Annotated in this window: 22 protein-coding genes; 13 read left to right on the forward strand and 9 right to left on the reverse strand. The window is 40.5% G+C overall.

The window, feature by feature from the left end; translation table 11 throughout:
- Both CV014_RS26845 and coaE read left to right on the forward strand, forming a co-directional pair.
- On the forward strand, positions 1 to 1042 hold a 1042-nt coding region (locus CV014_RS26845; protein WP_236144808.1), incomplete at its 5' end, for a uroporphyrinogen-III synthase.
- A gap of 10 nt (positions 1043 to 1052) precedes the next feature.
- Positions 1053 to 1643: a dephospho-CoA kinase gene (coaE, locus tag CV014_RS26850; RefSeq protein ID WP_236144809.1), complete on the forward strand. Its 591-nt coding sequence runs from the start codon at positions 1053 to 1055 to the stop codon at positions 1641 to 1643.
- A gap of 218 nt (positions 1644 to 1861) precedes the next feature.
- Here the strand turns inward: coaE and CV014_RS26855 are convergent, their stop codons facing one another.
- Positions 1862 to 2302, reverse strand: a complete 441-nt coding sequence (locus CV014_RS26855; RefSeq protein ID WP_236144826.1) for a hypothetical protein — start codon at positions 2300 to 2302, stop codon at positions 1862 to 1864.
- Positions 2303 to 2611: 309 nt separating this feature from the next.
- On the opposite strand from CV014_RS26855, the gene CV014_RS26860 reads away from it, so the two are divergent.
- Together CV014_RS26860 and CV014_RS26865 are read left to right on the forward strand one after the other, a co-directional pair.
- Positions 2612 to 3004 (forward strand): helix-turn-helix domain-containing protein, encoded by a 393-nt coding sequence (locus CV014_RS26860; protein WP_236144810.1) that lies wholly within the window; start codon positions 2612 to 2614, stop codon positions 3002 to 3004.
- Positions 2917 to 3558, forward strand: coding sequence for an IS630 family transposase (locus tag CV014_RS26865; protein WP_236143961.1), 642 nt, complete (start codon positions 2917 to 2919; stop codon positions 3556 to 3558). Before CV014_RS26860 ends, CV014_RS26865 begins: the two co-directional genes overlap by 88 nt.
- A gap of 179 nt (positions 3559 to 3737) precedes the next feature.
- On the opposite strand, the gene CV014_RS26870 is transcribed toward CV014_RS26865, so the two are convergent.
- From CV014_RS26870 to CV014_RS26885, 4 genes are all read right to left on the reverse strand, one after another.
- On the reverse strand, positions 3738 to 4352 hold the full coding sequence (locus CV014_RS26870; RefSeq protein ID WP_236144811.1) for a Uma2 family endonuclease: 615 nt from the start codon (positions 4350 to 4352) through the stop codon (positions 3738 to 3740).
- Positions 4353 to 4416: 64 nt separating this feature from the next.
- A complete protein-coding gene (locus tag CV014_RS26875; protein WP_236144812.1) occupies positions 4417 to 5271 on the reverse strand; it encodes a DUF72 domain-containing protein in 855 nt (284 codons plus the stop codon).
- Positions 5272 to 5474: 203 nt separating this feature from the next.
- Entirely contained in the window at positions 5475 to 5906 is a 432-nt protein-coding gene (gene ccmS / locus CV014_RS26880; RefSeq protein ID WP_236144813.1) for a beta-carboxysome assembly chaperone CcmS, read from the reverse strand.
- Positions 5907 to 6074: 168 nt separating this feature from the next.
- Positions 6075 to 6281 (reverse strand): hypothetical protein, encoded by a 207-nt coding sequence (locus tag CV014_RS26885; RefSeq protein WP_236144814.1) that lies wholly within the window; start codon positions 6279 to 6281, stop codon positions 6075 to 6077.
- A 790-nt stretch (positions 6282 to 7071) separates the two neighbouring features.
- Between CV014_RS26885 and CV014_RS26890 the strand changes: the two genes are divergently transcribed.
- The 6 genes from CV014_RS26890 (at position 7072) to purT (ending at position 12781) form a co-directional block, all read left to right on the forward strand.
- Positions 7072 to 7914 (forward strand): prohibitin family protein, encoded by an 843-nt coding sequence (locus CV014_RS26890; RefSeq protein ID WP_236144815.1) that lies wholly within the window; start codon positions 7072 to 7074, stop codon positions 7912 to 7914.
- Between the two features lie 53 nt (positions 7915 to 7967).
- Positions 7968 to 8390, forward strand: a complete 423-nt coding sequence (locus CV014_RS26895) for a DUF1824 family protein (protein WP_103140910.1) — start codon at positions 7968 to 7970, stop codon at positions 8388 to 8390.
- Positions 8391 to 8540: 150 nt separating this feature from the next.
- The gene (locus CV014_RS26900) at positions 8541 to 10481 is read left to right on the forward strand and encodes an ABC-F family ATP-binding cassette domain-containing protein (RefSeq protein ID WP_236144816.1); all 1941 of its coding nucleotides are present in this window, start codon (positions 8541 to 8543) and stop codon (positions 10479 to 10481) included.
- 6 nt (positions 10482 to 10487) lie between these two features.
- Positions 10488 to 10748, forward strand: a complete 261-nt coding sequence (locus CV014_RS26905) for a hypothetical protein (RefSeq protein ID WP_236144817.1) — start codon at positions 10488 to 10490, stop codon at positions 10746 to 10748.
- Between the two features lie 310 nt (positions 10749 to 11058).
- On the forward strand, positions 11059 to 11556 hold the full coding sequence (locus CV014_RS26910; RefSeq protein WP_236144818.1) for a pentapeptide repeat-containing protein: 498 nt from the start codon (positions 11059 to 11061) through the stop codon (positions 11554 to 11556).
- Between the two features lie 49 nt (positions 11557 to 11605).
- A complete protein-coding gene (gene purT / locus CV014_RS26915; RefSeq protein ID WP_236144819.1) occupies positions 11606 to 12781 on the forward strand; it encodes a formate-dependent phosphoribosylglycinamide formyltransferase in 1176 nt (391 codons plus the stop codon).
- Between the two features lie 38 nt (positions 12782 to 12819).
- Here the strand turns inward: purT and CV014_RS30255 are convergent, their stop codons facing one another.
- Positions 12820 to 12948: a hypothetical protein gene (locus CV014_RS30255; protein WP_268964917.1), complete on the reverse strand. Its 129-nt coding sequence runs from the start codon at positions 12946 to 12948 to the stop codon at positions 12820 to 12822.
- Positions 12949 to 12975: 27 nt separating this feature from the next.
- On the opposite strand from CV014_RS30255, the gene CV014_RS26920 reads away from it, so the two are divergent.
- Positions 12976 to 14877, forward strand: coding sequence for an alpha-amylase family glycosyl hydrolase (locus CV014_RS26920; RefSeq protein WP_236144820.1), 1902 nt, complete (start codon positions 12976 to 12978; stop codon positions 14875 to 14877).
- A 281-nt stretch (positions 14878 to 15158) separates the two neighbouring features.
- Here CV014_RS26920 and CV014_RS26925 read toward each other — a convergent pair whose 3' ends face one another.
- The 3 genes from CV014_RS26925 to CV014_RS26935 all read right to left on the reverse strand — a co-directional run bounded on the left by CV014_RS26925 (position 15159) and on the right by CV014_RS26935 (position 23110).
- Positions 15159 to 19817 carry an nSTAND1 domain-containing NTPase gene (locus CV014_RS26925; protein ID WP_236144821.1) on the reverse strand — a complete coding sequence of 1553 codons (4659 nt, stop codon included), beginning with the start codon at positions 19815 to 19817 and terminating at the stop codon, positions 15159 to 15161.
- Between the two features lie 673 nt (positions 19818 to 20490).
- Positions 20491 to 21537: a DUF1822 family protein gene (locus CV014_RS26930; protein WP_236144822.1), complete on the reverse strand. Its 1047-nt coding sequence runs from the start codon at positions 21535 to 21537 to the stop codon at positions 20491 to 20493.
- 139 nt (positions 21538 to 21676) lie between these two features.
- Complete coding sequence (locus tag CV014_RS26935; RefSeq protein ID WP_236144823.1) at positions 21677 to 23110, reverse strand: hypothetical protein; 1434 nt, start codon at positions 23108 to 23110, stop codon at positions 21677 to 21679.
- A gap of 593 nt (positions 23111 to 23703) precedes the next feature.
- Between CV014_RS26935 and CV014_RS26940 the strand changes: the two genes are divergently transcribed.
- Together CV014_RS26940 and CV014_RS26945 are read left to right on the forward strand one after the other, a co-directional pair.
- Entirely contained in the window at positions 23704 to 24201 is a 498-nt protein-coding gene (locus CV014_RS26940) for a putative signal transducing protein (protein ID WP_236144824.1), read from the forward strand.
- A 241-nt stretch (positions 24202 to 24442) separates the two neighbouring features.
- A complete protein-coding gene (locus CV014_RS26945; protein WP_236144825.1) occupies positions 24443 to 26107 on the forward strand; it encodes a serine/threonine protein kinase in 1665 nt (554 codons plus the stop codon).

Raw genomic sequence — 26107 nt, forward strand, 5'->3', positions numbered from 1 at the left:
TGGGGAAATTGTCCATCAATTACAGCGACATGGCCGATCGCATCTTACACCCATAGCAATTATCCGTTGGGCTGGCACAACACAGCAACAGATTTGGGCTGGTAAACTGGGAGATATTTTAGAACAAACGGCTGGCTTATCGCTGTCACCGGCTGTCATTGTGGTTGGGGAAGTTGTGGGGCTACGTAATTACCTACAACCTGAGACAATATCTTCAAAGGATCAAAATTCTCATCTCCAAGCTATGTCTAGTAACTTACCTTTGGCTGGTAAAACTATTTTAGTCACCCGTTCGGCTGGACAATCAAGTCAATTTAGCGATCGCCTCACCTCCTATGGTGCTAAAGTAATCGAAATGCCAGCTTTAGAAATTGCACCTCCTTCTAGTTGGGAAGGCTTAGATACAGCGATAAATAATTTATCGGAATTTCACTGGTTAATTTTGACTTCTACCAATGCTGTAGACTACTTCTTTGACAGATTGCAGACTCAAGGTAAAGATAGCCGTGCTTTAGCTGGGGTAAAAATTGCTGTCGTCGGGGAAAAAACCTCCCAATGTCTCAAACAACGGGGACTCCAAGCTGATTTTACTCCTCCCAATTTTGTCGCTGACTCTTTGATAGAAACCTTCCCCGAAGCACTCCCAGGAAAAAAGATACTCTTTCCCAGAGTCGAAAGCGGTGGTAGGGAAGTGTTGGTGAAGGAATTTAACGCTAAAGGCGCAGCAGTGACAGAAGTAGCAGCTTATCAGTCATGCTGTCCTAGTAGTATCCCACCAGTTGCCGCATCCGCTTTAAAAAATGGCGAAGTCGATGCAATTACCTTTGCCAGTTCTAAGACAGTACAATTTTTCTATCAATTGGTAGACACTATTTTTACAAGTAATGTCGCCAACGCTTTAAAAGGAGTCTGCATTGCTTCTATTGGCCCCCAAACTTCTAAAACCTGTCATGAATTATTTGGCAGAGTCGATGTAGAAGCCGAAGAATATACATTAGATGGCTTAAGTCAAGCCTTAGTCAAATGGATAGAAAACTTTTAACTATTGACTAATGACTAACCACATTATCGGCTTAACTGGGGGTATTGCTACGGGTAAATCTACTGTCGCCAATTATTTGGCGAACGTCTATGGTTTACCTGTTTTCGATGCAGATATCTATGCTAGGGATGCAGTAGCTATAGATTCACCTATTTTAGATGCGATCGCCCAGCGTTACGGTCAAGAAATATTACTGGCTGATAGTAATCTAAATCGTTCTCGGTTGGGAGAGATGATTTTTTCCCATCCAGCCGAACGCCAATGGATAGATAGTATCATTCATCCCTATGTGCGCGATCGCTTTGTTCAAGCTATTAATCAATCTACATCAACAATAGTTTTAGTCATACCTTTATTATTTGAAGCCCAAATGACTGATTTAGTGACAGAAATTTGGGTGGTGACTTGTTCTGAACTTCAGCAACTACAAAGATTAATGGAACGCAATCAGTTAAATTCAGAACAAGCAACAGCGAGGATTAATAGTCAACTATCTTTACAAGAAAAAGCTGCTATGGCTGATTTTGTCTTGGATAATTCCGGCAGTTTAGCAGATTTATTAAAACAAATAGACAAAATAATCATAGGTAATTCCAATTAGAAATTCCCCATGATTAATTCTAAGAAAATCTAGTTCCCTCCCATTTCCAAGGGGAGGGTTAGGGTGGGGTAAACAGAGGAATTCGATCACTTGTGTGTACACCGTAGCTGCAAGGAGAGATGCTTTAATTTTTCCCCTTCCCTGCTAGGGAAGGGGGTTAGGGGGTTAGGTTTTGTGTTAACTTTTCCACATAAAGTGAAAAGTCAGACGATTAATTTCTAAATAGCTGTTTGCCCTAAATATTGTCCGTCTAGTCCTTGCTTAACCCATTTTAAGCATTCATACTCTGATTTGAACAATTTGGGAGCAGCAATATTATTTAACAATTCTGGTGGGTAATGATCGTAGAAGTACCTACCATTTTCATGGAAGAGGATAATTAAATTGCGACGATAGACATAGCGAGATTGGAAAATGTCACGTTCACTAACAAAATCTGCATTTTTATCTAGATGTTCCTTGGCAATTTCTACGATATTACCAGTGCTATTACCGTAAATCTGTGCAGGATTTTCTGCTTTATGTAAGTGACTTTTACGTCCAATTTCTGACAACAATTTATACGAATAAATTTCGTACTTATCTGCTTTGCCAAAAACAAATGGAATGATGAGATATCCCTTATATGAAACAGAATTTTCATAGATAAGACGACTCATCTGCACCTCCTGTGATGTAGAAGCTTTAAAAGTGATCAGCCACAGCAATATTGAACCCATGAATATGAGTTCAACCGCAGTGTTCTATGCGAACTTTTTGGTAATTTTGACAAGAGGGGTGTTACCCCTATTAGAAAATAAACTCAATAAGTGTTGATCAAAAACGCTTGTGATCACTATTATTACTCTTTTTTGCTTATCCTTAATGAAATATATTCCCAAAGTCATAAAATCATGATTTTATAAAGCTTAATACAGCACTTTCGAGGTAAATAAGGTACACTTATTATTAGTGCATCAAAAATTAAAATGAAACCGTACTCAATCGATTTGCGAGAAAAAATAGTAAGTGCTTACGAAAAGGGTGATACATCAATTCGAGGGGTAGCTGTGCAATTTGGTGTAGCAAAAAGCTATGTGCAGAAGCTAATCAGGCAAAAAAGATTGGAAGGGCATCTAGTACCCAAAAAGCAAGGTGGAACAATGAAGGGTAAGCTAGATGATTATGGTAGCGAATTAGCAGAAATGGTTCAAAGTTACCCAGATTTAACTTTATTGGAATATTGCGAATATTTTGGTGAAAAATATAACATTTGGGTGTGTGCAAGTGTGATGTGTTGTGCATTGCAAAAACAAGAATTAACACGAAAAAAAAGACTTTGCGTAGTAGCCAAGCGAAAACTCCAAGAGTTCAAAAACTGAGATTAGAATATTGGGAGAAAGTAAAAAACATAGACCCAGAAAACCTTGTGTTTATAGATGAAATGGGTGTTTTGCTTGGTTTGACTAGAACTCATGCTCGCAGCGATAGCGGAAGTAGAGCCTATGATTTTAAACCATATTACCGAGGTGCGAAAATAAGTGTAATTGGAGGAATTAGCTTAAAAAAAGTTTTAGCTGTGATGACCCTAAACGGCTCAATGAATGGAGAAGCTTATAAAGTTTTTGTAGAGCATTTTTTACTTCCACAATTATGGGTTGGTGCAGTCGTTGTCATGGATAATCTGCCAGCACATAAAGTCGCTGAAATTCAGCCTCTGATTGAATCTGTAGGAGCAAGTGTTCTTTATCTATCTCCTTATTCCCCTGAATTTAATCCAATTGAACATTGGTGGTCACAATTAAAAGCCTTTCTCAAACAGTTTTCTCCTAAGAGTGCATCTGTAGTTGATGGTTTAATTAAAATTGCATTGACATTAGTTGATCCAAAGCATCTAAAAAATTGGTTTACTCATTGTTGCTACTGCACCTCATAAACCTCGAATTTGCTGTATATAGAAGGTGTCTAATCGGATATAATTTCAAACCAAAATATTTCTGTTTAAGCCACTGCTAAAAATTGATGTATTTGTGCAAGAAATCAAGCTAGAAATGATTGAAATTATCGGTATCAGTAGTAATTAAAAAGTTAAATAAATATACTGATTTTATCGCATTATTTAGCAGCGTCAAAAATCTGCTGTGCAGTTAAATTTAATTGAGGAAAAGTAGGTGATTTAATTACTGTGTTACCTTGAAACGGAGTCATTTGATATTCACCATCAACTAAAGTACAGACAAAAATAGTTGGTTGTTTAGGATTACCGATAAATTTTCTAGCCCCCAAAGCAGCATAGTCAGCAATCCAATATTCAGGAATGCCCATTTCCTCGTAGTCAGCAAATTTGTTGTAGTAATCATCTCGCCAGTTAGTCGATACAACCTCAACCACCAATGGTACAGATGCAGCTTGACTGACTGTTGATTGCTTTTGAAACAGTGGTTCGTTGCTGAGGTTATCTAGATTTAATAACAATACATCAGGTGAATAAGCAGATTCAGCACTAGGAGTTTTAACTAATGCAGTTTTAGGTATGGTGTAAGGAAGATCCAGGCGATCAAACTCGACAGTTAACTTACGAGCTATAAATCCCACAACTTTTTCATGTTCTCCGGTTGGGGGAGGCATTTCAAATATTACTCCGTTATGTAGTTCGTAGCGTTTACCATCATTAGGATACCATTCGGTAAATTCATCAAATGTCAGTAGTTTTGGCAAAGATTGGGTCATAATCTCACCTTTGTCTCAAAAAATAACTTTAGCGTTTGTCATCCATCCTGATTTACACCAATTATCACCATAAACTTAGTTGATTAGGTGGTGAGTTGAGTAGATTCCAAGGTAGGGGAGGAACTGGGACAGAGTTTTGTTCTAATAGCTGTTGAAAGTGACGGGCGGTGCTAGGCGATCGCTCTTCTAGGGGACAATGAACGAAGAAGTAAATTTTCACTCCCGATTGCAACCATTGCTGAATCTGTTTTACCCATTCTTCCATAAATGGCTGATTGACTGACAATGTGGGATGGGAAATAAATCGAATCAGACTAAAAGGTGCAGTGACGCTAAATTGTACAGGGAGTTTGGGTTTGCGTCGTTCTGATTCTAGTTGGGGGTCATCGTCTCCAGTATAGATGGGGCGGGAATCTAAAATTACCCTACCCACACCCAAAGTTTCTAACATTGCAGTTAGCTGACTGCTGTAAGGTTCTTGAAACCAGTCGGGATGTCTCACCTCTAATGCTAGGGGTGATTCTTGGCGTGGCCAAGCTGCTAAAAATTTAGCTAAATCGTTGATTAATGTAGGGGGATAACTGGGCGGTAATTGAGCGAAAATAGGGCCAAAATGCTGACCTAAAGGGCGCATTCCGGCTAAAAACTCTAAAGCAGCCGGAATATAAGGTTCTAGCAATCCTTTGTGCGTAATCTCTCGTGGTAACTTCAAACAAAATTCAAAGCCTGGGGGGGTTTGTGTCGCCCATCTACTAACGGTTTCTGCGTTGGGTATGGCGTAGAAAGTTGTGTTACCTTCTACTGTGGTAAAGCGACGACTGTAAAGATGGAGAAAATCCGCAGGACGGGTTTTTGGGGGGAAAAGTTCTCCTACCCAACCTTTATACGACCAAACAGCACAACCAATCAGGAAATTCACAACCTAGAACAAAATAACTTCTGAAATATTTTCAGTGTTTCTCCCTAATTGTAACGTGAGTCTCCAACGGAGGCGCACCTGCGGGTAGACTTAAGCCATCATCAGAGAAGCAAGCTAGGGAGAGGGGTTTTGAAAATTCGTCGAACTCAAGTTAAAAACAGCATAGATTCATCCATCAACCTCAAAGCAACCTAAAGTCATTATCAACCGAGAGCGATCGCTTGATCCAGACGCTGTTCTAGTAAATCTAATAAACCATCAACATCCTGACCAACTTGCTCAAAACAAACTGGTGGTGCTGGTTCTGGTGTAAACTGAATTAACTTAATTTCGCCCTTCCCAATTCCAATCATTAAAACTTCAACTTCCGGCTGATGATGCTCAATAATTCCTAAAATTTCTTGCAGCCGATTTTCCACATTCATATTTAATTTTTCTACTGCTTCTTGGGGACAATAAACAAAATGTGGTGTCGGTTGTAAATCAATCCCAATCGTACCTTGAGTATCACCATTTGCTAACCACAAACCCCAAGCCAAAGCCGCCAATTCCTGCTGATTTTCCTTCACAAATCTATCCAACTGACCACGCCAAAGATTTTCCCTAGATTCCGATTGATTATTGCCAAACATCATATTAATTCGTTATTCTCTCTGCGCCTCTGTTGTCTCTGCGTGAGCCTTAGCAAATTTGTATCACCATTGTTTCATTATCCACTGCCGAGGTCGCGAAAGCTCACATCAAAATTGGCACTTCGCAATATTAGGGGAGGGAAAGCCGCACCAAGAGCGATCGCTTTCATGTTACTTTGGCGGTAAAGTAGCCATCCCAACTACCAAGGTAGCCCACACAAAAAACGCCCCGTGAATGACTACAATAGTTGTGGTTACTTGGATAATATCATGCTCAAGTTGGTTAACATCATCACTCAAGATAGACATTAAACCCCCTGTACAGCCTTCGTCAACATCAGCTAACTCCAAACTCTGTAGGTGTTTATATGCCTCCAACCGTAAGTTATGCTAGATATTCTGTGCCAAGTTACACCAGAGCAACTTATTGTGACCCTCAAAAAATGACTCTTCTATCCAAGTAGTCACCGTGAGCAGCTAAATCATGGAAAATTGCCCCAAAATATCTTTAATTCCTAACTAAGCAATGATAAAATCCTGCTGCTTAACTACCACACTAATTTCCCCTAGCAAAGTCAAACATTAAATTTGATTTCCAACCAAACAAACTGTCGCTAACAAAATTGGTTGACGATATTAGTGTCCACAATTCAACAGGCGTTAAATAAGGATGTACACGAGAAACTGCGCCACCGAGACGCTTCTCTACGAGAGGCTGCGCCAATGCGTTCACGATGTATCCTGTAGGGAAAGGGTTTCCCCAGGTGAAGCGACTGCGGGGGAACAGGGAACAGATAGAGGTTGTTTACTTCCTCAACTACTGGAGGGTTTGAAACCGTGCTTTTTAAACAGATGGTGTTGGATGGGGACTGCTAGCCCATCCAACTCTTTGAGTATCCCCTGTTCCCCGTGAATCACCTACCCTGACTAAGTGCTGAGTTAGGAATTGTGAGTTAGGAGTTGGAAGTCTTTACTATAACTAAAAGTTAATAGCGTAGATAACTATATAGGTAAGTTGTCGTCAAGAAATTTAGTCATGGAATGGAGAGACTACCGGTATTTTTTAGCCTCACCTCATCAATACACCACAAAAAGCCACTCACCTATAATAAATTTACTCAACACAGGCTAAAATCCCCGCTAACAGCACTCATAAGGAGAGAAAACCTTGAAAAATCAACAATTAGGCAATTGGCAAACCACTGTTTTGGGGATATTTTTAGCTATCCTTGTGATTGTTGGGTTAAATTCTTTTATTATTATCAACCCAGGACAAGCAGGAGTCATTAGCATATTAGGGAAAGCCAGAGATGGTGCTTTAATTGAAGGTATTCACGTAAAACCACCTTTCATTTCAGTAATTGATGTGTATGATTTAACGGTGCAGAAATTTGAGGTTCCCGCCGAAAGTTCTACTAAAGATTTGCAGAATTTAACTGCAAGGTTTGCGATTAACTTTCGTTTAGATCCTACCCAGGTAGTAGAAGTGAGAAGAAAACAAGGAACATTAGAGAATATTGTCTCGAAAATTATTGCTCCCCAAACACAGGAAGCATTTAAAATTGCGGCAGCGAAAAGAACAGTAGAAGAAGCGATTACTAAGCGTAGTGAACTCAAAGAAGACTTTGATAATGCACTAGGCGATCGCCTGGATAAATATGGAATAATAGTATTAGATACTAGCGTCATTGATCTCACCTTCTCTCCTGAATTTGCTAAAGCCGTAGAAGAAAAACAAATTGCTGAACAACGCGCCCAAAGAGCCGTCTATGTTGCTAGAGAAGCAGAACAAGAAGCCCAAGCAGAAATTAATCGCGCCAAAGGTAAAGCCGAAGCTCAAAGACTCTTGGCGGAAACCCTCAAAGCCCAAGGTGGACAATTAGTGCTACAAAAAGAAGCAATTGAAGCCTGGAAAACTGGCGGCGCACAGATGCCTAAAGTCTTAGTCATGGGTAGTGAATCCCAAGGGAATTTTCCCTTTATTTTTAACCTGGGTAATACCCAAAACTGACTATAATTTGCCTAATCACACACAACAAGATTTTCCCAACCATGAAACAATATATGCCAATGCCCAATCACCCCAACCTGACAACTACAGAAGCCAAAAAAATTCTCAACAAATTTAACTGTTTAGACATCGCCCCCATTCTCAAACCATCGGAGAAAGAATTAGTGCGTCAAGCATTAATTTTATTCACCAAACTTTCCGACTATCAAATCCTGGGAATTTGTGCAGATACAGCCGCCGAAGCCCTACTTGCGATGAGAACCTATTCCCATGCCTTGGGTTATGAAGTACCCATCGACTTACCAGTAGTAGAAGGGCCAGTTTATATCAAATTGAATGGCAAAAATGGCTTATGTTATCTCGATTCTTATGTAGGACATCATCGGGGTGTATTAGTTTCTTGCCAATCTCATAAAGAAGGAGGCATCAACGAAATGTATGGGCATCTACCACTTGATTTATTTGTCGAAAATTAGGCAGAATTTTGAGGTACATTGTGATTAAAATTCATGTACCTCATAGATAAATCTTGGAATTTCCCCAATCTCTCAGATTTCTCTTTAGTGCATCTCCAAAAGTGAGCTTCATGCCCCACCTATCAGTTCATCAGCTGCTTTTAAAATTCTATGAGCATCATCACCCTACAATCAGTTAAAAAAGACTTTGGAATCAAAGAGATTTTAAAAGATGCCAGCTTTAGTATAGATGTCACTGACAAAGTGGGTTTAATTGGCACCAATGGTTCTGGTAAATCAACACTATTAAAAATGATCGCCGGATTAGAACCAATCGATAGCGGTCAAATTACTTGCAGCTCTAGTGCTAACATTATCTACCTACCCCAACAGCCCGATTTAGATGAAAATCGCACAGTTTTAGAGCAAATTTTTGCTGACAGTGGCGAACAAATGGCCTTAGTCAAAGAGTATGAAGAAATTTCTGACAAGTTAGCCCATTACCCAGAAGATAGTCAATTAATGTCCCGCTTGTCTGTGGTGATGCAGCGCATGGACGCAACTGGCGCGTGGGAATTAGAAACCAATGCCAAAATCATCCTCAGTAAGTTAGGAATTGTTGACTTTGATGCACCCATAGGGACTTTATCTGGAGGCTACCGTAAACGCATCGCCCTAGCCACAGCCTTACTCGCAAACCCCGATGTTTTGCTGATGGATGAGCCAACCAACCATCTCGATGCTCTATCTGTAGAATGGTTACAAAGCTATCTGAATCGTTTCCGTGGTGCATTGTTCTTAATCACCCACGATCGCTATTTTTTAGATCAAGTCACCAATCGTATTATTGAAATTGACCGGGGTGACATTTACACCTACTCAGGTAACTACTCATACTACCTTGAAAAGAAAGCCCTAGCGGAAGAATCAGCCCAAAGTAGCCAACGTAAGCACCAAGGCGTATTAAGAAGGGAACTAGAATGGTTAAAACGGGGGCCAAAAGCCCGTAGCACCAAACAAAAAGCCAGAATTCAACGTGTCCAAGCTATGCGCGAAACCGAGTTTAAACAAACTCAGGGTAAAGTAGATATCTCCACAGTTAGCCGCCGCATTGGCAAAAAAGTCATTGAACTCAGTAACATTAGCAAATCCTACAACGAACGTACCCTAATTCAGAACTTTACCTACGAATTTAGCCCCGAAGACCGAGTGGGAATCATCGGTGGGAACGGCGCAGGTAAATCCACATTAATGAATATCATTACCGGCAGAGTAGAGCCAGATGCAGGGAATGTAGAAATTGGTTCTACCATTCATATCGGTTATTTCGACCAGCATTCTGAAGCATTACTCACTGCCTTAGATGAAAATCAGCGCGTGATTGATTACATTAAAGAAGAAGGGGAATTTGTCAAAATCGCCGACGGTACAAAAATTACGGCTTCCCAGATGCTAGAAAGATTTCTGTTTCCGGGAAATCAGCAGTACGCCCCCATTTATAAACTCTCTGGTGGTGAGAAGCGGCGGTTATTTCTGTTGCGGATTCTGATTAGCGCGCCGAATGTGTTGATTTTAGACGAACCAACCAATGATCTAGACGTGCAAACCCTCGCTGTATTAGAAGACTACCTAGAAGACTTTAACGGTTGTGTCATCGTAGTTTCTCACGATCGCTACTTTTTAGACCGCACCGTTGATACAATATTCGCACTAGAAGAAAGCGGTAGCCTGCGACAATATCCAGGCAATTACTCAGTGTATCTTGACTACAAGAAAGCTGAAGAAGCACAACAAAACACCGCCAACACTAAAGAAAAAACAAAAAATTCTGAAGAATCAAAAGTTACATCGCAAACTAGGAATGTAGACAATAAAAAGAAACGTAGGTTATCTAATTGGGAAAAACGGGAATTTGAGCAGCTAGAAACTAAAATTGCTCAATTAGAGGCAGAAAAAGCCCAAACTGAGCAAGCACTAGCAACAGTCACTCCCGGTAACTACACCAAAGTCCAGCAACTCTACGAACAAGTAGAATCGCTCAAACAAGCAATTGATATCGCCACCAATCGCTGGTTAGAATTAGCTGAGATCGAGTCATTGGAGAACGGGTGAGAGCAAATGAACGCTCTAAGGCAAAATTTACTACCAATCTTGGCATTAACAGATACACAAACTGAGCAAATTTGTCAAGTTAACCGTGATTTGAGCATGGAGCGTCAACATGAGGAGAAAGTGAAGCAGACAGGAAGTAGGAGGAAAGGGGGCAGGGGGCAGGCTTCCGCCGTGAGCGTCAGCCGAACGGGAGCAGGGGGAAGCCCAGAAACAGCAAGTTGTTTGGCTATACAGGAAAATTGTTTCCTCATCTTCACTCCCCACTGATAGCAGGAGACGGGTTACATCTGGAAAAGCCTTTCCCTGATGCGTTTATCTCATGGGTTACAGCTATCACAACTTAGATACTGTATGCTTCCCCTCTGCCCCCTAACTCCTGGGAGTCATGATAGAGAAACTAATTCTTTAAAAATTCTGCAACTTAGTTTACCAAAAGTTTGCCGTAGTTATGAAAGTCAGATGTTACCCTTTGTCTGAGTGGGGGATTTGACTGGGTTCTCATGTTAGTGTTGTTCATCTGGCTATAGATAACTTTAGCCGTGCATCCGATAGTTAGATATAGTGCCAAGTAATGATCATGATCAATCATCATACTCAAGACCTCCGCTCGAATGCTATTCACTTTCTAGAGCAGACTCCGCCACAACGTCTACAAATTCTTCAAGAATTAGGTTTAGGACGCTACCAGTTTTTGACGAAAATTCGACTCAATGATGCCAACATCAATTGTGTGATGGAATTTTTGCAAAATCCTCGTCAAGTCAAATTCCCTAACTTATCTGGGGCTGATTTATCGGGTTTGATTTTAAATGAAGTGAATTTAATTCGGGCGAATTTAACAGGGGCGAATCTACAAGGCAGCAGTTTATTAAATGCTGACCTAATTTTCGTGAATTTTACCAACGCTGATCTGCGAAAAGCTGATCTTAGAGGTGCAGCACTCAATGAAACTATCTGGATAGATACCTTAGTAGAAGAGTGTCAACTCGGTTTAGGTAATGGCTTAAATAAGCAGCAACGTAAAGATTTACAACTGCGGGGAGCTAGGTTTAATTATTTGGCAGATGATAATTAGAATCTCAAAATTATCAGGTTGCTAGGTTAAAACTGGCTGGTACAAGTCAATGATTAATTCCATCAAACTCCCCTGCAAACTCATGTTATTGGGGGCAGGAGAACTCGGCAAAGAATTTGTAATTGCAGCCCAAAGACTGGGCAATTATGTAATAGCAGTTGACCGCTATGCTAATGCACCCGCTATGCAGGTGGCTGACTGTTTTGAGGTCATATCAATGCTGAGTGCTGATGATTTAGAAGCTGTAGTCACTCAGCATAAACCTGACCTAATTATACCAGAAATCGAAGCAATTAGAACGGAAAAATTGCTGGAATTTGAACAGCGAGGGATAACAGTTATTCCCACAGCAGCCGCGACGAATTACACAATGAATCGCGACAGAATTAGAGAATTAGCCCATCAAGAATTAGGGGTGAGAACTGCTAAATATGGTTATGCAGTGAGCTTAGAAGAATTAGTAAAAGTTGCCGATGAAATTGGTTTTCCTAATGTAGTAAAACCAGTGATGTCTTCCTCTGGGAAAGGACAATCTGTAGTGCAGACAGCAGAGGAAGTAGAACAGGCTTGGAATTATGCGATCGCTAATTCCAGAGGCGACAGTCAAAAGGTGATTATCGAAGAATTTATCAACTTTGAAATTGAAATCACCCTATTAACAATTAAACAGTGGAACGCTCCGACCATCTACTGTTCACCCATTGGGCATCGTCAAGAGCGAGGAGACTATCAAGAATCTTGGCAACCCGCAGAAATTTCCCCAGATAAAATATTACAAGCCCAAGAAATCGCCAAAAAAGTCACCGATGCTCTAGGGGGTGCAGGCATTTTTGGTGTAGAGTTTTTCATCACCAAAGATGAAGTAATTTTCTCTGAATTATCCCCCCGTCCTCATGATACGGGCATGGTGACATTAATCTCCCAAAATCTCAACGAATTTGAGTTACATCTTAGAGCCGTTTTAGGCTTACCAATTCCCCACATAGAACAATTAGGGGCTTCTGCCAGTGCCGTAATTTTAGCATCAGAAAAATCAGATGACATTGCCTTTACAGGTGTAGCTGAGGCACTATCAGAAAAAGATGTAGATATTAAATTATTTGGGAAACCCACCGCCCATCCCTATCGTCGCATGGGAGTAGCTTTAGCTAAAGGCGGTAGTATCGAAGAGGCGAGAGACAAAGCCACAAGAGCCGCAAATAAAATTAGGATTGTTAGTCAATAGTCAATAGTCATTAGTCAATAGTCATTAGTCAATAGTCATTAGTCATTAATATTCCGTCTCCCCAGTCCCCAGTCCCCAGTCCCCAGTCCCCAATCCCCTAGTAACTGCATAAGCTCAAACGGCTGGTATCTATCTCTATGTTGAGAAGATTCTCTGATACAGGACAAAAGTCATAGATACCTGGGGAGAGTGGAATGGTTAGCTCAATATATGACCGATTAGTTCAAGATGTTCTCAGTGCAGCTAAGAGAACTACCAAGAAACAAATTAATTTGGTCAATGAAAATCAAGATGTGATCCAGAGGGAAGTAATATCACCTTTTCCATCACCGGAAGATTGGCGGGATGTCTGGATTTACTTTATTATGGTTGACCGCTTTAACAACCCATCTGCTGCGCCTGTGAGTGCGTGGGATAATTTTGATGGGAATGGTAATTTTTTAGGGAGAAATGGTCTGGTTTTCCAAGGTGGCACTTTGGAAGGTATTCGTCAAAAGTTGGAATACTTAGAAAAATTAGGTGTAGGGGCAATTTGGATTACTCCGGTATTAAAGAATTGTCAGTATAAACCTACATACCACGGCTATGGTATCCAAGACTTTTTACAAATTGATCCGCGATTTGTTACTAATAAAGAGCATCCAGAGGAAGAGTTGCAAGCCTTAATTGATGAGGCTCATGCACGCGGAATTTATGTAATTTTTGATATTGTATTGAATCATGTCGGCAATGTTTTCAGTTATTTCATTAATGGCAAAACTGTTGAGTCAACTGATCAATATGGGGAACAACCCTATGATATTAGGTGGCATGATAAAAATGGTGAGGCGCATCCACAATGGATAGATGCACCTGTGGAACAAGACCCTGACTTGCATCCTGATGCTGTAGTCTGGCCTAGAGAACTTTGTAAAAACAGGGTTTTCCGCCGGAGAGGAACTAGAGGAGATACTGAACAAGGCGGGGATTTTACCGACTTAAGAGAATTAATTACTCATGAACCGGAAGTTCGTAATATATTAATTCGTATTCACCAATATTTAATTGCTAAGTTTGATATTGATGGCTTTCGCATTGATACATTGAGGTTTATTGAACCGGATTTTGCCAGAGTTTTTGGTAATGCCATGCGTGAGTTTGCTTTAAGTATTGGGAAGAAAAATTTCTTTACTTTTGGCGAAATATGGGCGGATGAAAGCAACACAGAGGATAAAATTAGAAACTTCATCGGTCGCCATGCCAATGAATCAGGTGATTTATTAGGTGTGGATGCTGCTTTGGATTTTCCTCTGTTCTTTCAACTTCCAGGAGTATTGAAAGGCTTAAAACCACCAAAAGCGATCGCAGAGTTTTATGAAAGTCGCAAAGAAAGCCTACGGGGTATCATCAGTTCACATGGTGAAGCCAGCAAATTTTTAGTGACATTCTTCGATAATCATGATGTGAAGAGTCGCTTTTACTACAGTAACCCTGAGCGTCCCCGGCAGTTTGAAGACCAAGTAACTTTAGCTATTACCTGTCTATTGTCATTACAAGGGATACCTTGTATGTATTACGGTACGGAACAGGGACTTAATGGTTCTGTCCCAGGAAATACGGATTTTGGGGATCTTGTAGTTCGTCAAGCTTTATGGGGTAAGCCAGGAGGCGGTTTCAATCATGATCATCCCTTCTATCAAGCTATATCCGAACTATCGAAATATCGTCAAACCCAACCTGCATTACGCTACGGACGGCAATATTTTCGTCCCATATCCGGCGATCGCATTAATTATGGCATCTCTCCTTACAGTCCTGGTGTGTTAGCGTTCTCCCGCATCTTGAATGACCAAGAGGTGGTAGTGGTAGCCAATACAAACACAGAAAAAACTGAGTCTGTATATGTAATTGTTGATTACCACATGAATTCTGATTATCCTACCTTCAAGATTTTATTTAGCAACGCATCTAGGGATCGCAACATTGAACTTCCAGAAACAGTGGAGGAAGTAAAAAACGCCAACATCACAGAAGTTAACGGTCAAAAGAGTTATGGCCCCATACGAGTGATGAAAGTCACTCTCCAACCAATGGAAGTACAAATTTTAGTGAAATAGTTCAAATCTCCAGATACCCGACCTATTTGAGAAGTCGGGTATCAGATTTCTCACGAATGATTTATACCAATTCACCAAAATTAACCAACAGATGCAAAGCCTGAAACCCAGATGGTATCTGACTTTCTTAATTGTGTAAAGCCTGCGGCATAGCTGCGCTTAGTGCGAAGCGGGACGTTAGTCCATTGCGTTAGCGAAGCGGGACGTTAGCCCATTGCGAATTGCGAATTGCGAATTGCGAATTGCGAATTGCGAATTGCGAATTGGTATTCCGCCCCTAATTACTTTCCACTACACAAACTCTTTTCATCAGCCTTCACATAGGGATTATTCTGCAAATAATCTCTCACCCAATCACAAGCAGGCTCAAGTACGTAATCTAAATCACCTAAATATAAACGCCGGAGTATGATATTGTACCTAGTGCTGGTGGCTATAGTTTTACCGTCAGCACTAAACCGCACACTCCAAACAGCATCCTTGTAACCCCGCAGGGTACGCAAAAGTTTACCTTCAAGACTCCAGATTTTTACAGTATTATCACCACTGGCAGTGGCAATAAGTTTACCATCAGGACTGAAGGCAACATTGTGAACAACATTGGTATGTCCCACTAAGGTATGCAGCAGTTTACCGTCAACACTCCAGATTTTCGCTGTATTATCCCAACTAGCACTAGCAATTAGCTGACCATCAGGACTGAAGATAACGTTGTTAATACCACTGTTATGTCCTGTTAATGTTCTTTGTAGTTGACCGTCAATAGACCAAATTTTGATTGTTTTGTCCCAACCTGCTGTAGCCAGTAGCTGACTGTCTGGACTAAATACCGCAGTATTTACTACACTTTTATGGTCTGTGAGAGTTTTACGTAATGTCCCGTCTCGATTCCAGAGTTTGACGGTTCTATCTTCACTGGCGGTAGCGATTAACTGACCATTGGGGCTGAAATTGACACTCCAAACTGTATCTTTGTGACCTTTGAGAGTTTGATGTAATTTCCCCTCCAGATCCCATAATTTAGCGGTTTTATCCCAACTGGCGGTAGCTATTAACTGACCATCAGGACTAAAAGAGAGTTTATTGACCTTGTTGTGATGCTGATTAAAGGTTCGCAGTTCTTGCAGTTGATTTCCTTTGATAGCCCAGAGTTTGGCGGTGTTGTCCCAACTGGCGGTAGCTATCAACTGCACTTTTGTTGTCCCTGGTTTTCTCCCATCCCAGGTTACTGGTTGACTATTGGGGCTAAATACTAAGTCGAAAACCTCGTCTTGATGACCCTTGACAATAGTGCTGTGAGGACTGTTGAGTTTCCAGATTTTGGCAGTTTTGTCATTACTGGCTGTCACGATGAATGTACCGTCAGGACTGAAGGCGAGACTATTAACTGCGTCGGCGTGTCCATAGAGGGTTTTAATTTGTTGACCGTTGCGCTTCCACAGTTTGACTGTTTTATCGCCGCTAGCAGTGGCAATTATTTTACCGTCGGGGCTGAATATGACGCTGTTTACCCCATTTTCGTGACCTTGGAGGGTTTGCAGTTCTTGACCATCTAAATTCCAGATTTTGGCAGTTCTATCACCGCTAGCAGTAGCAATTTGCTGTCCGTCGGGGCTAAAACTGACACCCCAAATCATATCTTGATGACCTTTAAAGGTTCGCAATTCTTGACCATCGAGATTCCAGAGTTTGAGTGTTCTATCCCAACCGACGGTAGCAATGAGTTGACCATCGGGGCTAAAGGTGACGCTGTTGACCTTATCTGTATGCCCTTGGAGAGTGTGTAGCAGTTTACCGTCACGACTCCAGATTTTCACGGTTTTATCCCAACTGGCGGTAGCTAGTCGTTGACTATCGGGACTAAAGGCTACTTCTAAAACTCCGTATTGATGCCCCTTGAGAGTGTGCAGCAGTTTACCGTCACGACTCCAGATTTTGGCTGTTTTATCCCAACTGGCGGTAGCGATGAGTTGACCATCAGGACTGAAAGCGACGCTGTTAAAGCCTTCGCCTGTGTCTTCTTTGAGGATGATGGATTGTTGTTTACCGTTTAAATCCCAAATTTTGACAGTTTTATCTCTGCTGGCTGTCGCAATGAACCGACCATCAGGACTAAAACTCACACTTTCTACCATCCCTTCATGTTCTGCTAGTCGGTTTTTCTCTGTTACAGAGTAGATGGCTTGTAGTAGGGTTTCGATGATGTGAGTGCGAGTGTTGCTATCAATTCCCTGGGTGTGTTGGACGCGTTTGACAGCTTTAATACTGGCAATTAATCCATCTAATTCTTGATTGGTATTAGTTAAGGCTTCAGCTAAGGAATGGATTTCTTTAATTTCGCTAGTACGCGCCTTTTGACTTTGCCACCAAGCGACAATAGCTAGACCGAGGGAAACGACTAAACCAGCAGTGAGAAAGAAAGTCAGGAGTTTACGTCGGTGCTGTTGTTGTTGGGCTTCTAGTTCTTTGAGTTCTAAGCTTTTGGCAATAAACTGGATTTCTTTGGAATTGAGTTCACAACAGCGTTGTTGTTGCCATTCTTGAGCATCTATTAAGGGTTTACCGCGTAATAATGCGCCTTGATCATGGCTGCTATTTTCCCATTGGGCGATCGCAATCCGCAATTGTTCTCGCCAACGCAGAAATTCCCCATTCGTCAACAGCCAATGTTCTAACCTACCCCAGTTTCTAATCAATGCCTCATGGACAATCTCTACTGTTTCTTCCCCTGTAGACTCATTGCGGTTGGTGACGACTAGACGCGAGGAAGCAAGATGTGTCACTAAATTCCAGTTTTCTGACTTAATTTCCTCACGATTTGCTAACCTGCGGGTAGCTTCTGTCTCATTCCCTAAACGTACCAATTGAATAAAGATTTGTTGCGCCCTGAGTCTGTCTGCTGCTGGTAACTGGGCATACACAGCCTCGGCGTGGTTAGCTAAGGCTTCTTCGACACCACCAATGGCTTGATAGGCTTGATGTGTGAGTAGGCGATTTTGCTGTTTTGCCCAAAGTTGTGTCAGGGCAAATTCTAATAATGGTAAACTTCCTGGTTGTTGGTCTATTTCGGCAATTAATTGCTTAGTTAATCCTGTTTCTAACCCTACCCGCATTTGTTTTGCAGGCTGTTCAATTACCCGACGTAATTCTTTGTGGTTCATCGGCCCCAGGTTCTGGACTGCACCTTGCAAGGCATCACTAAAGGGACGGTAAGATAGGGCATAGCTGTAAAAGTCAGCCCGCAAGGTTAAGACGATGGTAAAGGCGGGTGTGAAACTAGAGGCATTGAGTAATAAATCTAAAAAAGGCTGACGTTGGGCTTCGGAAGATAGGGTATAAAGTTCCTCAAATTGGTCTGCAATCAGGAGTAAGCGAGTACCAAATTCTTGCTGTACAAACTGTTCTAGAATTTTAGGGAGTAATTGGTGATTTTCTTGCAGTGCGATCGCTAAATCTAGTTCTAGTAAGCGAGTATTGCTAGTATCTTTTGGTAAGCCCAAGATACTTTCTAGGCAAATAGCCGGAAAATCCTGAGCTAAATTCACTAACGCCGTTGCTAACGCTTCAAAGGGGTTTTTTCCTGGACGAAAAGCTATAATTTGCCATCGCCCATGCAGTTCTTGCCGCAACTGAGGAATCAACCCCGCAAATACTAAACTAGATTTACCACTGCCACTGGCCCCCACTACCGCCACAAACTGCTTTTTTTTCACAGTTCTGACTAAATTAGTCGTGAACTCTTCCCTACCAAAAAATAAATGTGCGTCTTGTTCTCGGAAAGCAGATAAACCCCGATAGGGACAAGGAGGGATACCGCCCAATTGCCACCAAGTCGGCGGTTCTACAGCCGGGTTTTGACAAATCACAGGCAACCAAGAAGCACAGGGAAAATCATCTTCTAATCCTTGTAACTGCCTGCGCGCTTCTTGTACTGCTAGATATAAAGATTGACGCTTGATAGCAAAGGCTTGGAGGAAGTTTTGGAAGAATTCCTGGGCGACGCAGTTCGGGACTGGTTCGCGCATGACAATGACTTGGGGAATATGCAGTTTTCCCAAAGCATTAGCTAATCCCAGTCCATCACAAGAGTTAAAAATAGCTAACTTTAAACCTCTATCAATGGCGGCGGTGAGGGCTTCTTCTAACTCGCGAATCGTCAGACTATTGTTAGTGGGTTTGTCATTAATGTAAACTATGCCTGTGTCACCTTGGCTGTGACTATGACCGGCAAAAAATAAGATGTCCCAGCCTACAGCATCCCAAAGCTGCCTATTGCATTCTTGGCGTGAGGGTTGATTTAACTGCACCACTTCTGCTATATTTTCTAGGCTTTGCAGAAATGCAGTTTCTCTTTGGACATCAATACCTTGAGTGCTGCCTAAGATAGCTAATATCCTGACTTTGTGGCGATTGTATGGAGTTTGTGTAGTATCTCTTCGTTGATACTCTGTCCGCGAAAGTGCTAACTCTGCCTTGGGATAATCTCGCAAAAACTCCCAACAATGCCAAGGTAGTGGACGGAGAGTTTCATCGTTGGTTTCTAAAATGACGCGGATTTCTTCTGCTGGGTGGAGTTGCGATCGCAATCTGCGTTCAATTGTCAAAAATTCCGTAGATTTTAGCCATGTATTAATATTACACTGCAACTGTTGACATAATTCATCAAAATCTATGATGGAAACATTAGTAATAGCCCCCGCTTCTATTTCTAGTTCGTCATCTTCTTCCCAATCTTGAGAACGCATTGATTGACGAGTACATAAAGCCTGATAATTTGTTCGCCAACTTATATATAGTTCTCGCAAATTAGGCGCAGCAGGTAAGCTACCTAAACATTGTTCTGGTGCATGATGACTCGCTGACCAAATTTGAGCCTTCACACTGGGAAATCCCGTGTACAAATCACCATTACCCAAACTTATGACAACTGTCTTGCTCATTATTATATCGAGACTATTAAGCCAATTTTTATTTCTCAACTGAATTTATAGCTTTTTGTCTATAATTGCTAGATTTTTTATTTAAATGATACTTTGAATTGTCAAAGATTGATAGATATTTTATTTTCTTAGAAAGAATATTTGCATAACTGCGAAAGATTATAGTTAGTATTGTTGATTATTGATGGTAATTAATAGTGAACAGTAGACTTGCTTTAAAAATGGGTGTGGGGTACGGGAAGGTTGATTTTTATAATTCTTGGGGAGCGACATTCACAAGAAATATTTATAATTTCTTGTCTCCACTCTATATTTCAAGGCTCTAGTTAACTTAGTTAACAATTAAAATTGTTTTAAAACATACTTTGTTAACACTACACCAAGTAGAGGCTTTAATCAATGCTCATCATAAACTGTTAGGACTAATCACTACTTTAATTTTTGTGGCGCATTAATGTATCTAATATTACTTCATAGTCTTGAAGAAATTAGAAAATTGCAGTCAAATTTATTTTTCAGTTAAGATAATTGATTTAAGTATTTTAGATTTCAATCGTTCAATTACGGAAATAAATCTAATACCAAATGGTGATAGCTAGTATGTATTGTTTCGAGACTCTGGAACAGTCTAAGAATCTAGGCTTTTAATGCAAAATCCAAAATTGGTATAATTCTAGATTTCAAAATCTTCTTTTATTTTGATGTTATCTAAGCTCACTTCCACACTAAACTGTTTTCCTTTCTCGCCATGAAAAGGATTAACTTGAATATAATTATCTTGACTTCTAGATGTGACTTCGCACAGTGATTTGCCTAGTTTTGATAGCAAGGTAAGTTTGAGATTAGGACGGAGAAACTTAGCATCTCCACTGGGATGTAATTGAATTAATACACGAATTTTTTCTTCAGACTCTTCTTGAATACTAATCAACATGACAACATGATAATTACCAAGTCTGATCCCTAGATTAATAATTTTGCCCCGTTTCACACCTTCAGCACTATTTCTGATATTTAATGCTAAACTCATCTCAGGGTTAATCAGGGCTGTAATTGCTTGCCATTCATCCAGAAAAATGCCCTGCAACCATTGACTTAATTTAGTTTTATGGGGTTGTAAAGACTGTCCTACATGATGAGCTGCATTGACGGATTTTAATTCAGGCAAGGGAATTGCAGCCACATCTAAAAAGCGGCAGTAAAATATAATATGATTTGGTTCTATATCAAATACTGCTAATGGTATTTGATAGTAATTACTAATTGAATTTAGCCCGCTTGTTTTTATGTAAGCTATAATTTGATCGTAGCGTAGAATTCCTCTGATAATTAATTCTGCCTGTTCTTCTAAAACTTCAATTACAACATATAAATGAGCAGTCGCTTCTGGTTCAGTAATAGTATACTCAGGTATATTAACCAATTCATCTAATAGATTTTCCGTGGCAATCAAACAAAGCTTGAATTTATCTATTTGAATATAAGTAAAATTATCATTGCTCGGCTGATTTTGGTAAATTTGCTGCTCTGGTAAATGTTCTTTTAACCAGTGAATGAATCCCAATGTGGCCAAGAAATTTAAATATATTTGCCACTGTTGCAATTCATTAAATACTTGATAAGTAATATTTTTTGCTGTTTCAAAATGCTCTGGCTCTAGCAAAATTGACTCCGGCATTATTAATCTTAAGTTATTGGAATTTTTTTGAATGTTAATCATGGGTTATTCCTTGAATTCAATTCGATATCTCAGCGATTAAAATTAATTGACTCTACTTATCTTGGTGTAATGAACAATACTTTTATTTAGAAACAATGACACACATAAAAAATAAAAACTTCCCGTAATTACTAGCTAATTAGTTAGTTAGTAGATAATCACGCAGTTTTTGAGCATATAAACTATCCAGAGAACGGTTTTTACCTGCTCTAATTTCTTCTCCTGCTTCCGTGAAAACTTCTAAATCGGCAAAATTTTCGATTTGTTCAGCCAAAGTTTGCAGATATTCAGGTGTCGGCGGAATAGTAGTTAAACCTCTAATACCAGCCTCTTTTAACATACATTCGAGGAGTTTTTGTACAGTAAATGTACGTACTTTGCATAAGAGTTCACCAGGATTTAATATGCGTCTTGTCTGATCCCAACTAGTCATTTCTAATACAGGAGCAATTTCCTTGAGTGACTTAAACTCACAATAATAAAGTTTTAATCCTGGCAGATATTTGTGAGCTAAAGGAGCATAATTTTTACTACTTTTGAGTTTAGTAATTGTGCGACTAACTTCTTGAGCGATCGCCTCAGATAAAATCTCTTGAAATTTTTGATTTACAAACTCTACAATTTCCTGTTTATCTAAATTTGATATATCGTAACAAACCGTTGGTAAATCTCTTCTAAGAGAATAGACACCTGTTTCATAATCAGGAGTTTCGAGGGGTTCTCTGTAACTCCAGATATCGTATTGTCGCAACTGCATAGCTACTTGTTTAAGTTCACTTTTCAACTCTTCTGTAGCGTTGATGATGATGCCATATTCCTGTAATAATTCCAGCATTTCCTGCAATTGCAAATTAGTAGGATCTGGACATTTCCCTACTGTAATTTTGCGTTGTTTACGTCTATCTCGACGATAGACAGCATGAAATACTTTCACAAGTTGGCGCGATCGATCTGCTAAAATTGCTATTTGTTTAGGTCGAACGCGATTTAATAAAGACCAATCACTATGACACTGAAAACCAAACTCTGATAGAAAATTTCGCAGTTCAGGATTTTGTTTGGTTTGCAAGTAAGTCCAATTATCTAAACTCATTCTTGCTTGGGAGTCATGCTTAAATTTGCGTAAGACTTCCACTGTAAACAACTTATAAGTTGCCGGATGAGTTACACCATCTTCATTTAGAATAAATTGAGTCTGGCGATCGCTATCCAAAACAACCAATTTATTCCCATCATCATCTAGGACACATCGCAGCAAATCCCGATAGTTGAAAGACTTTTCCCCACTAAAGAGACTATTAATCTTTTGACAAGATTTGAGAACTCCATAGGAAACATAACACCGCAAACACAACCCCGCTAAACCACGATTAATTAGCTCATTTATCGTCCAATTATCGGCGTGAAAATTTTCCAATAGAGTAGATTGCAACTCATCATTTGAGCAATTTTGCACCCGTTGCTGCACAAAATCCCGTGCTGAAGACACATCACACTTTTTATACCCCACCTGTTGATTCGCCAGATTAATGCACCAAATTGTCCAGTACCTTGATATGGATGCAGTATTCATATTTACTGCTTCACCTCGCATTGGCTGAGATTTTGATTCACATACTTGAATTAAATACCCAAATGGCAGCATTTTGAACATAATGCCGCTAAATTGAGGTTATTTGTCTAGCTATGCAGGTTTTATTCTCAGATATCCGTTTAATTCTCTATCTGTAGTTTATTTGCGTTGTTTTGAACTAGACAGGCTGTCTCATTAGGGGTAAAAGCTGGAATGACAATAGGATTCATATTTTTCTACCAACATCATAAATTTTTGGTTCAATCATAAATACAAGCAAGATGTTTTAACTTATGCAGGAAATTCTTCACAGAAAACAGAAACAAGGAATTTAGATATGAGGAATCGGATTTGATTTTTGTGAAGCTAGGTACACTTTTATTTCTTCTCCCCTGTTTCCTCCCTCCGCCAACAATTCCACCAAATTAAAGCAGATTCCTATATTATTTATGTCATCTTTTTTTAAATTAAATAAGAATTCTATTGTTTTTAGTGACCTGTTAACTATTGACTGTATAATCCACAAGTGTAGTATCTACGCAAACACATCCTTAGCGGGATACTACAGAAATTGAAAAAAATATCAGAAATTCATGGTTAACAGTCTTGTCACCATAGCTACATTTAGTAATTATGTTGACGCTAACTTAGCAAAGCAACTATTAGAATCACAAGGCATTCACTGCTATTTAGCAAATGAGTCTACCGTGAACATGGCATGGCATCTGACAGTAGCTGTGGGTTGGATTCAATTACAAGTATCTCCAACCGATATAGAACCAGCCAAAACAGTTTTAGTATCGTCTGATTTTGAGACAGCCGTTGCTGGAGACGAGACAATTCCAGATGATGTAGATAATGATGATTTTGAAAAAATATCCTGGGCAGATGAAACTGCCGATAGAGCCTTTCGCACAGCTATTATTGGATTAATCCTCATCTTTCTACCCATTCAACTTTATTCACTGTGGTTACTGATTCGTCTATTAGTTTCCCGTCGTCGTATAAGTCCAAATCGACGCATTAAAGTGATTTCTGCCCTGATACTTGATTTACTAAATCTTTATATAATCTGGCATATCTTCTTTTAAATAGGCATTGTTTTGCTCCTACTGTATGATTAGAAAGAAAAACCTACAGTCAGCCACCAGAGGGTTTGACTATGGTGGGAAATACCAAAAATAAATTGTCCGTAATTGCATCGTCGGTGTTAGCTAGGCTGATTCCATACAATCAATACAGACAGACTTAATATTTTGGTAGTCCCCCAACAATTAGAAACCAGTACCGTATTCTTATTCAGGAATTAGGACTCAGGACGCAAAACTCTCTATGTTAGCAGGCAAAATTTTGCAGGGGGGAAAATATACCCTCATCCAAGAAATTGGACGCGGTGGCTTTGGTATCACCTTTAAAGCCACTCATCACTACTTAGAACAGGAAGTGGTGATGAAAACAATTAACGAAAAACTGCGAAAACACCCAGATTTTGCGAAGTTTGAGCAACAATTCCTAGATGAAGCTAGAAGATTAGCCACCTGTGTCCATCCCAATATTGTCCGTGTCAGTGACTTTTTTGAGGAAGATGACTTACCTTACATGGTGATGGAATACATTCCTGGGGAAACCTTGGGAGAGGCGTTTATTTTACCAGGAATCCCCTTACCAGAAGAAACAGCTATTCATTACATCCGACAAATTGGTGCAGCGTTGCAGGTAGTTCACAGCAATGGTTTGCTGCACCGAGATGTGAAGCCAGATAATATTATTCTGCGTCAAGGAACTCAAGAAGTCGTTCTAATTGACTTTGGTATTGCCCGTGAATTTAATAGTGGTGTGAAACAAACTCACACAGGGCTAGTATCAGAAGGATATTCTCCCATTGAACAGTATTTAACTCAAGCGACACGCACACCCGCTACAGATGTTTATGGTTTAGCGGCAACTTTGTACGCTCTGTTAACAGGGCAAGTTCCCTTACCTGCATTGTTGCGCGATCGCGAACAAATGCCAACCCCCCGCGAACTCCAACCCCATCTCAGTGCAGCCGTCAACCAAGCCGTGATGCGTGGAATGGCTGTAGAATCGCGTTTTCGTCCTGCGACTGTAGCGGAGTGGCTGCAACTATTACCAGGTAGCGGTGTCAACCTTGCGCCACAAGTTGTCCCCACCTATGCAGTCCCTACCATTGATTTATCTGTATATCAACAGGAAAATCCCGTGGCTGGAAACATAATCAGCAACGTACAAAAATCATCGCCAGTCAAAAACCTCAACCTAATGCTGCAAAAGGTATCAGCCTCTAGGGTTGTCTTGGGTGTTGTTGTGGCTGTAATGGCAGCAACAGCCGGTTTTGGCATCACCAATATTTTCTCTCAATCTCAACCCAAATCACCCTCGAAACCATTATTTGAAGAGCGTCCCATCGTACCAGAGAATAACAACACCACCGTCAATTCCCCAACAGAAAATAATAATCAACAATCAGTCAATGTCGGTTCTAGAGATACTGCACCTGTTTCCAACTTTAAACGACGCAGACGCAACCTCATAGAACCGCAAACTCAACCCACTAGCACCAGTTCCGCCACAACAACACCCCAAGCAAATACACAAGAATCAACATCTGTCAATACTCAACCATCTCCCACCGCACCTGACACAGCCAATTCATCATCCCTAGTAGAAAAACTGCGCCAAGTTCGTTCCTCCCGCAAAACTAACCCCGCCAACACATCAGAAAAAACCTCACCCGCTACCACCACCAATACTACTACCCAGCCATCTCCCCCATCTTCAGGAGAAAAACCATCCAATCAATCCAATCCCGTGGTAGTACCGACTGTACCAGCCACAGAGTCTAAAAATACAGATTCTTCTGGTGTCGTAGTCCCCACAGTAGAAGTCAAACAAAACTCCCCCACAAATAACCCACCTGTACAAGTACCACCCCAGAAAAATGAAAAGCTACCGGAAGTGCAGCCGAGTGGGAATTGA

The sequence above is a fragment of the Nostoc sp. CMAA1605 genome (genome assembly GCF_021596505.1).
GTDB lineage: Bacteria > Cyanobacteriota > Cyanobacteriia > Cyanobacteriales > Nostocaceae > Trichormus.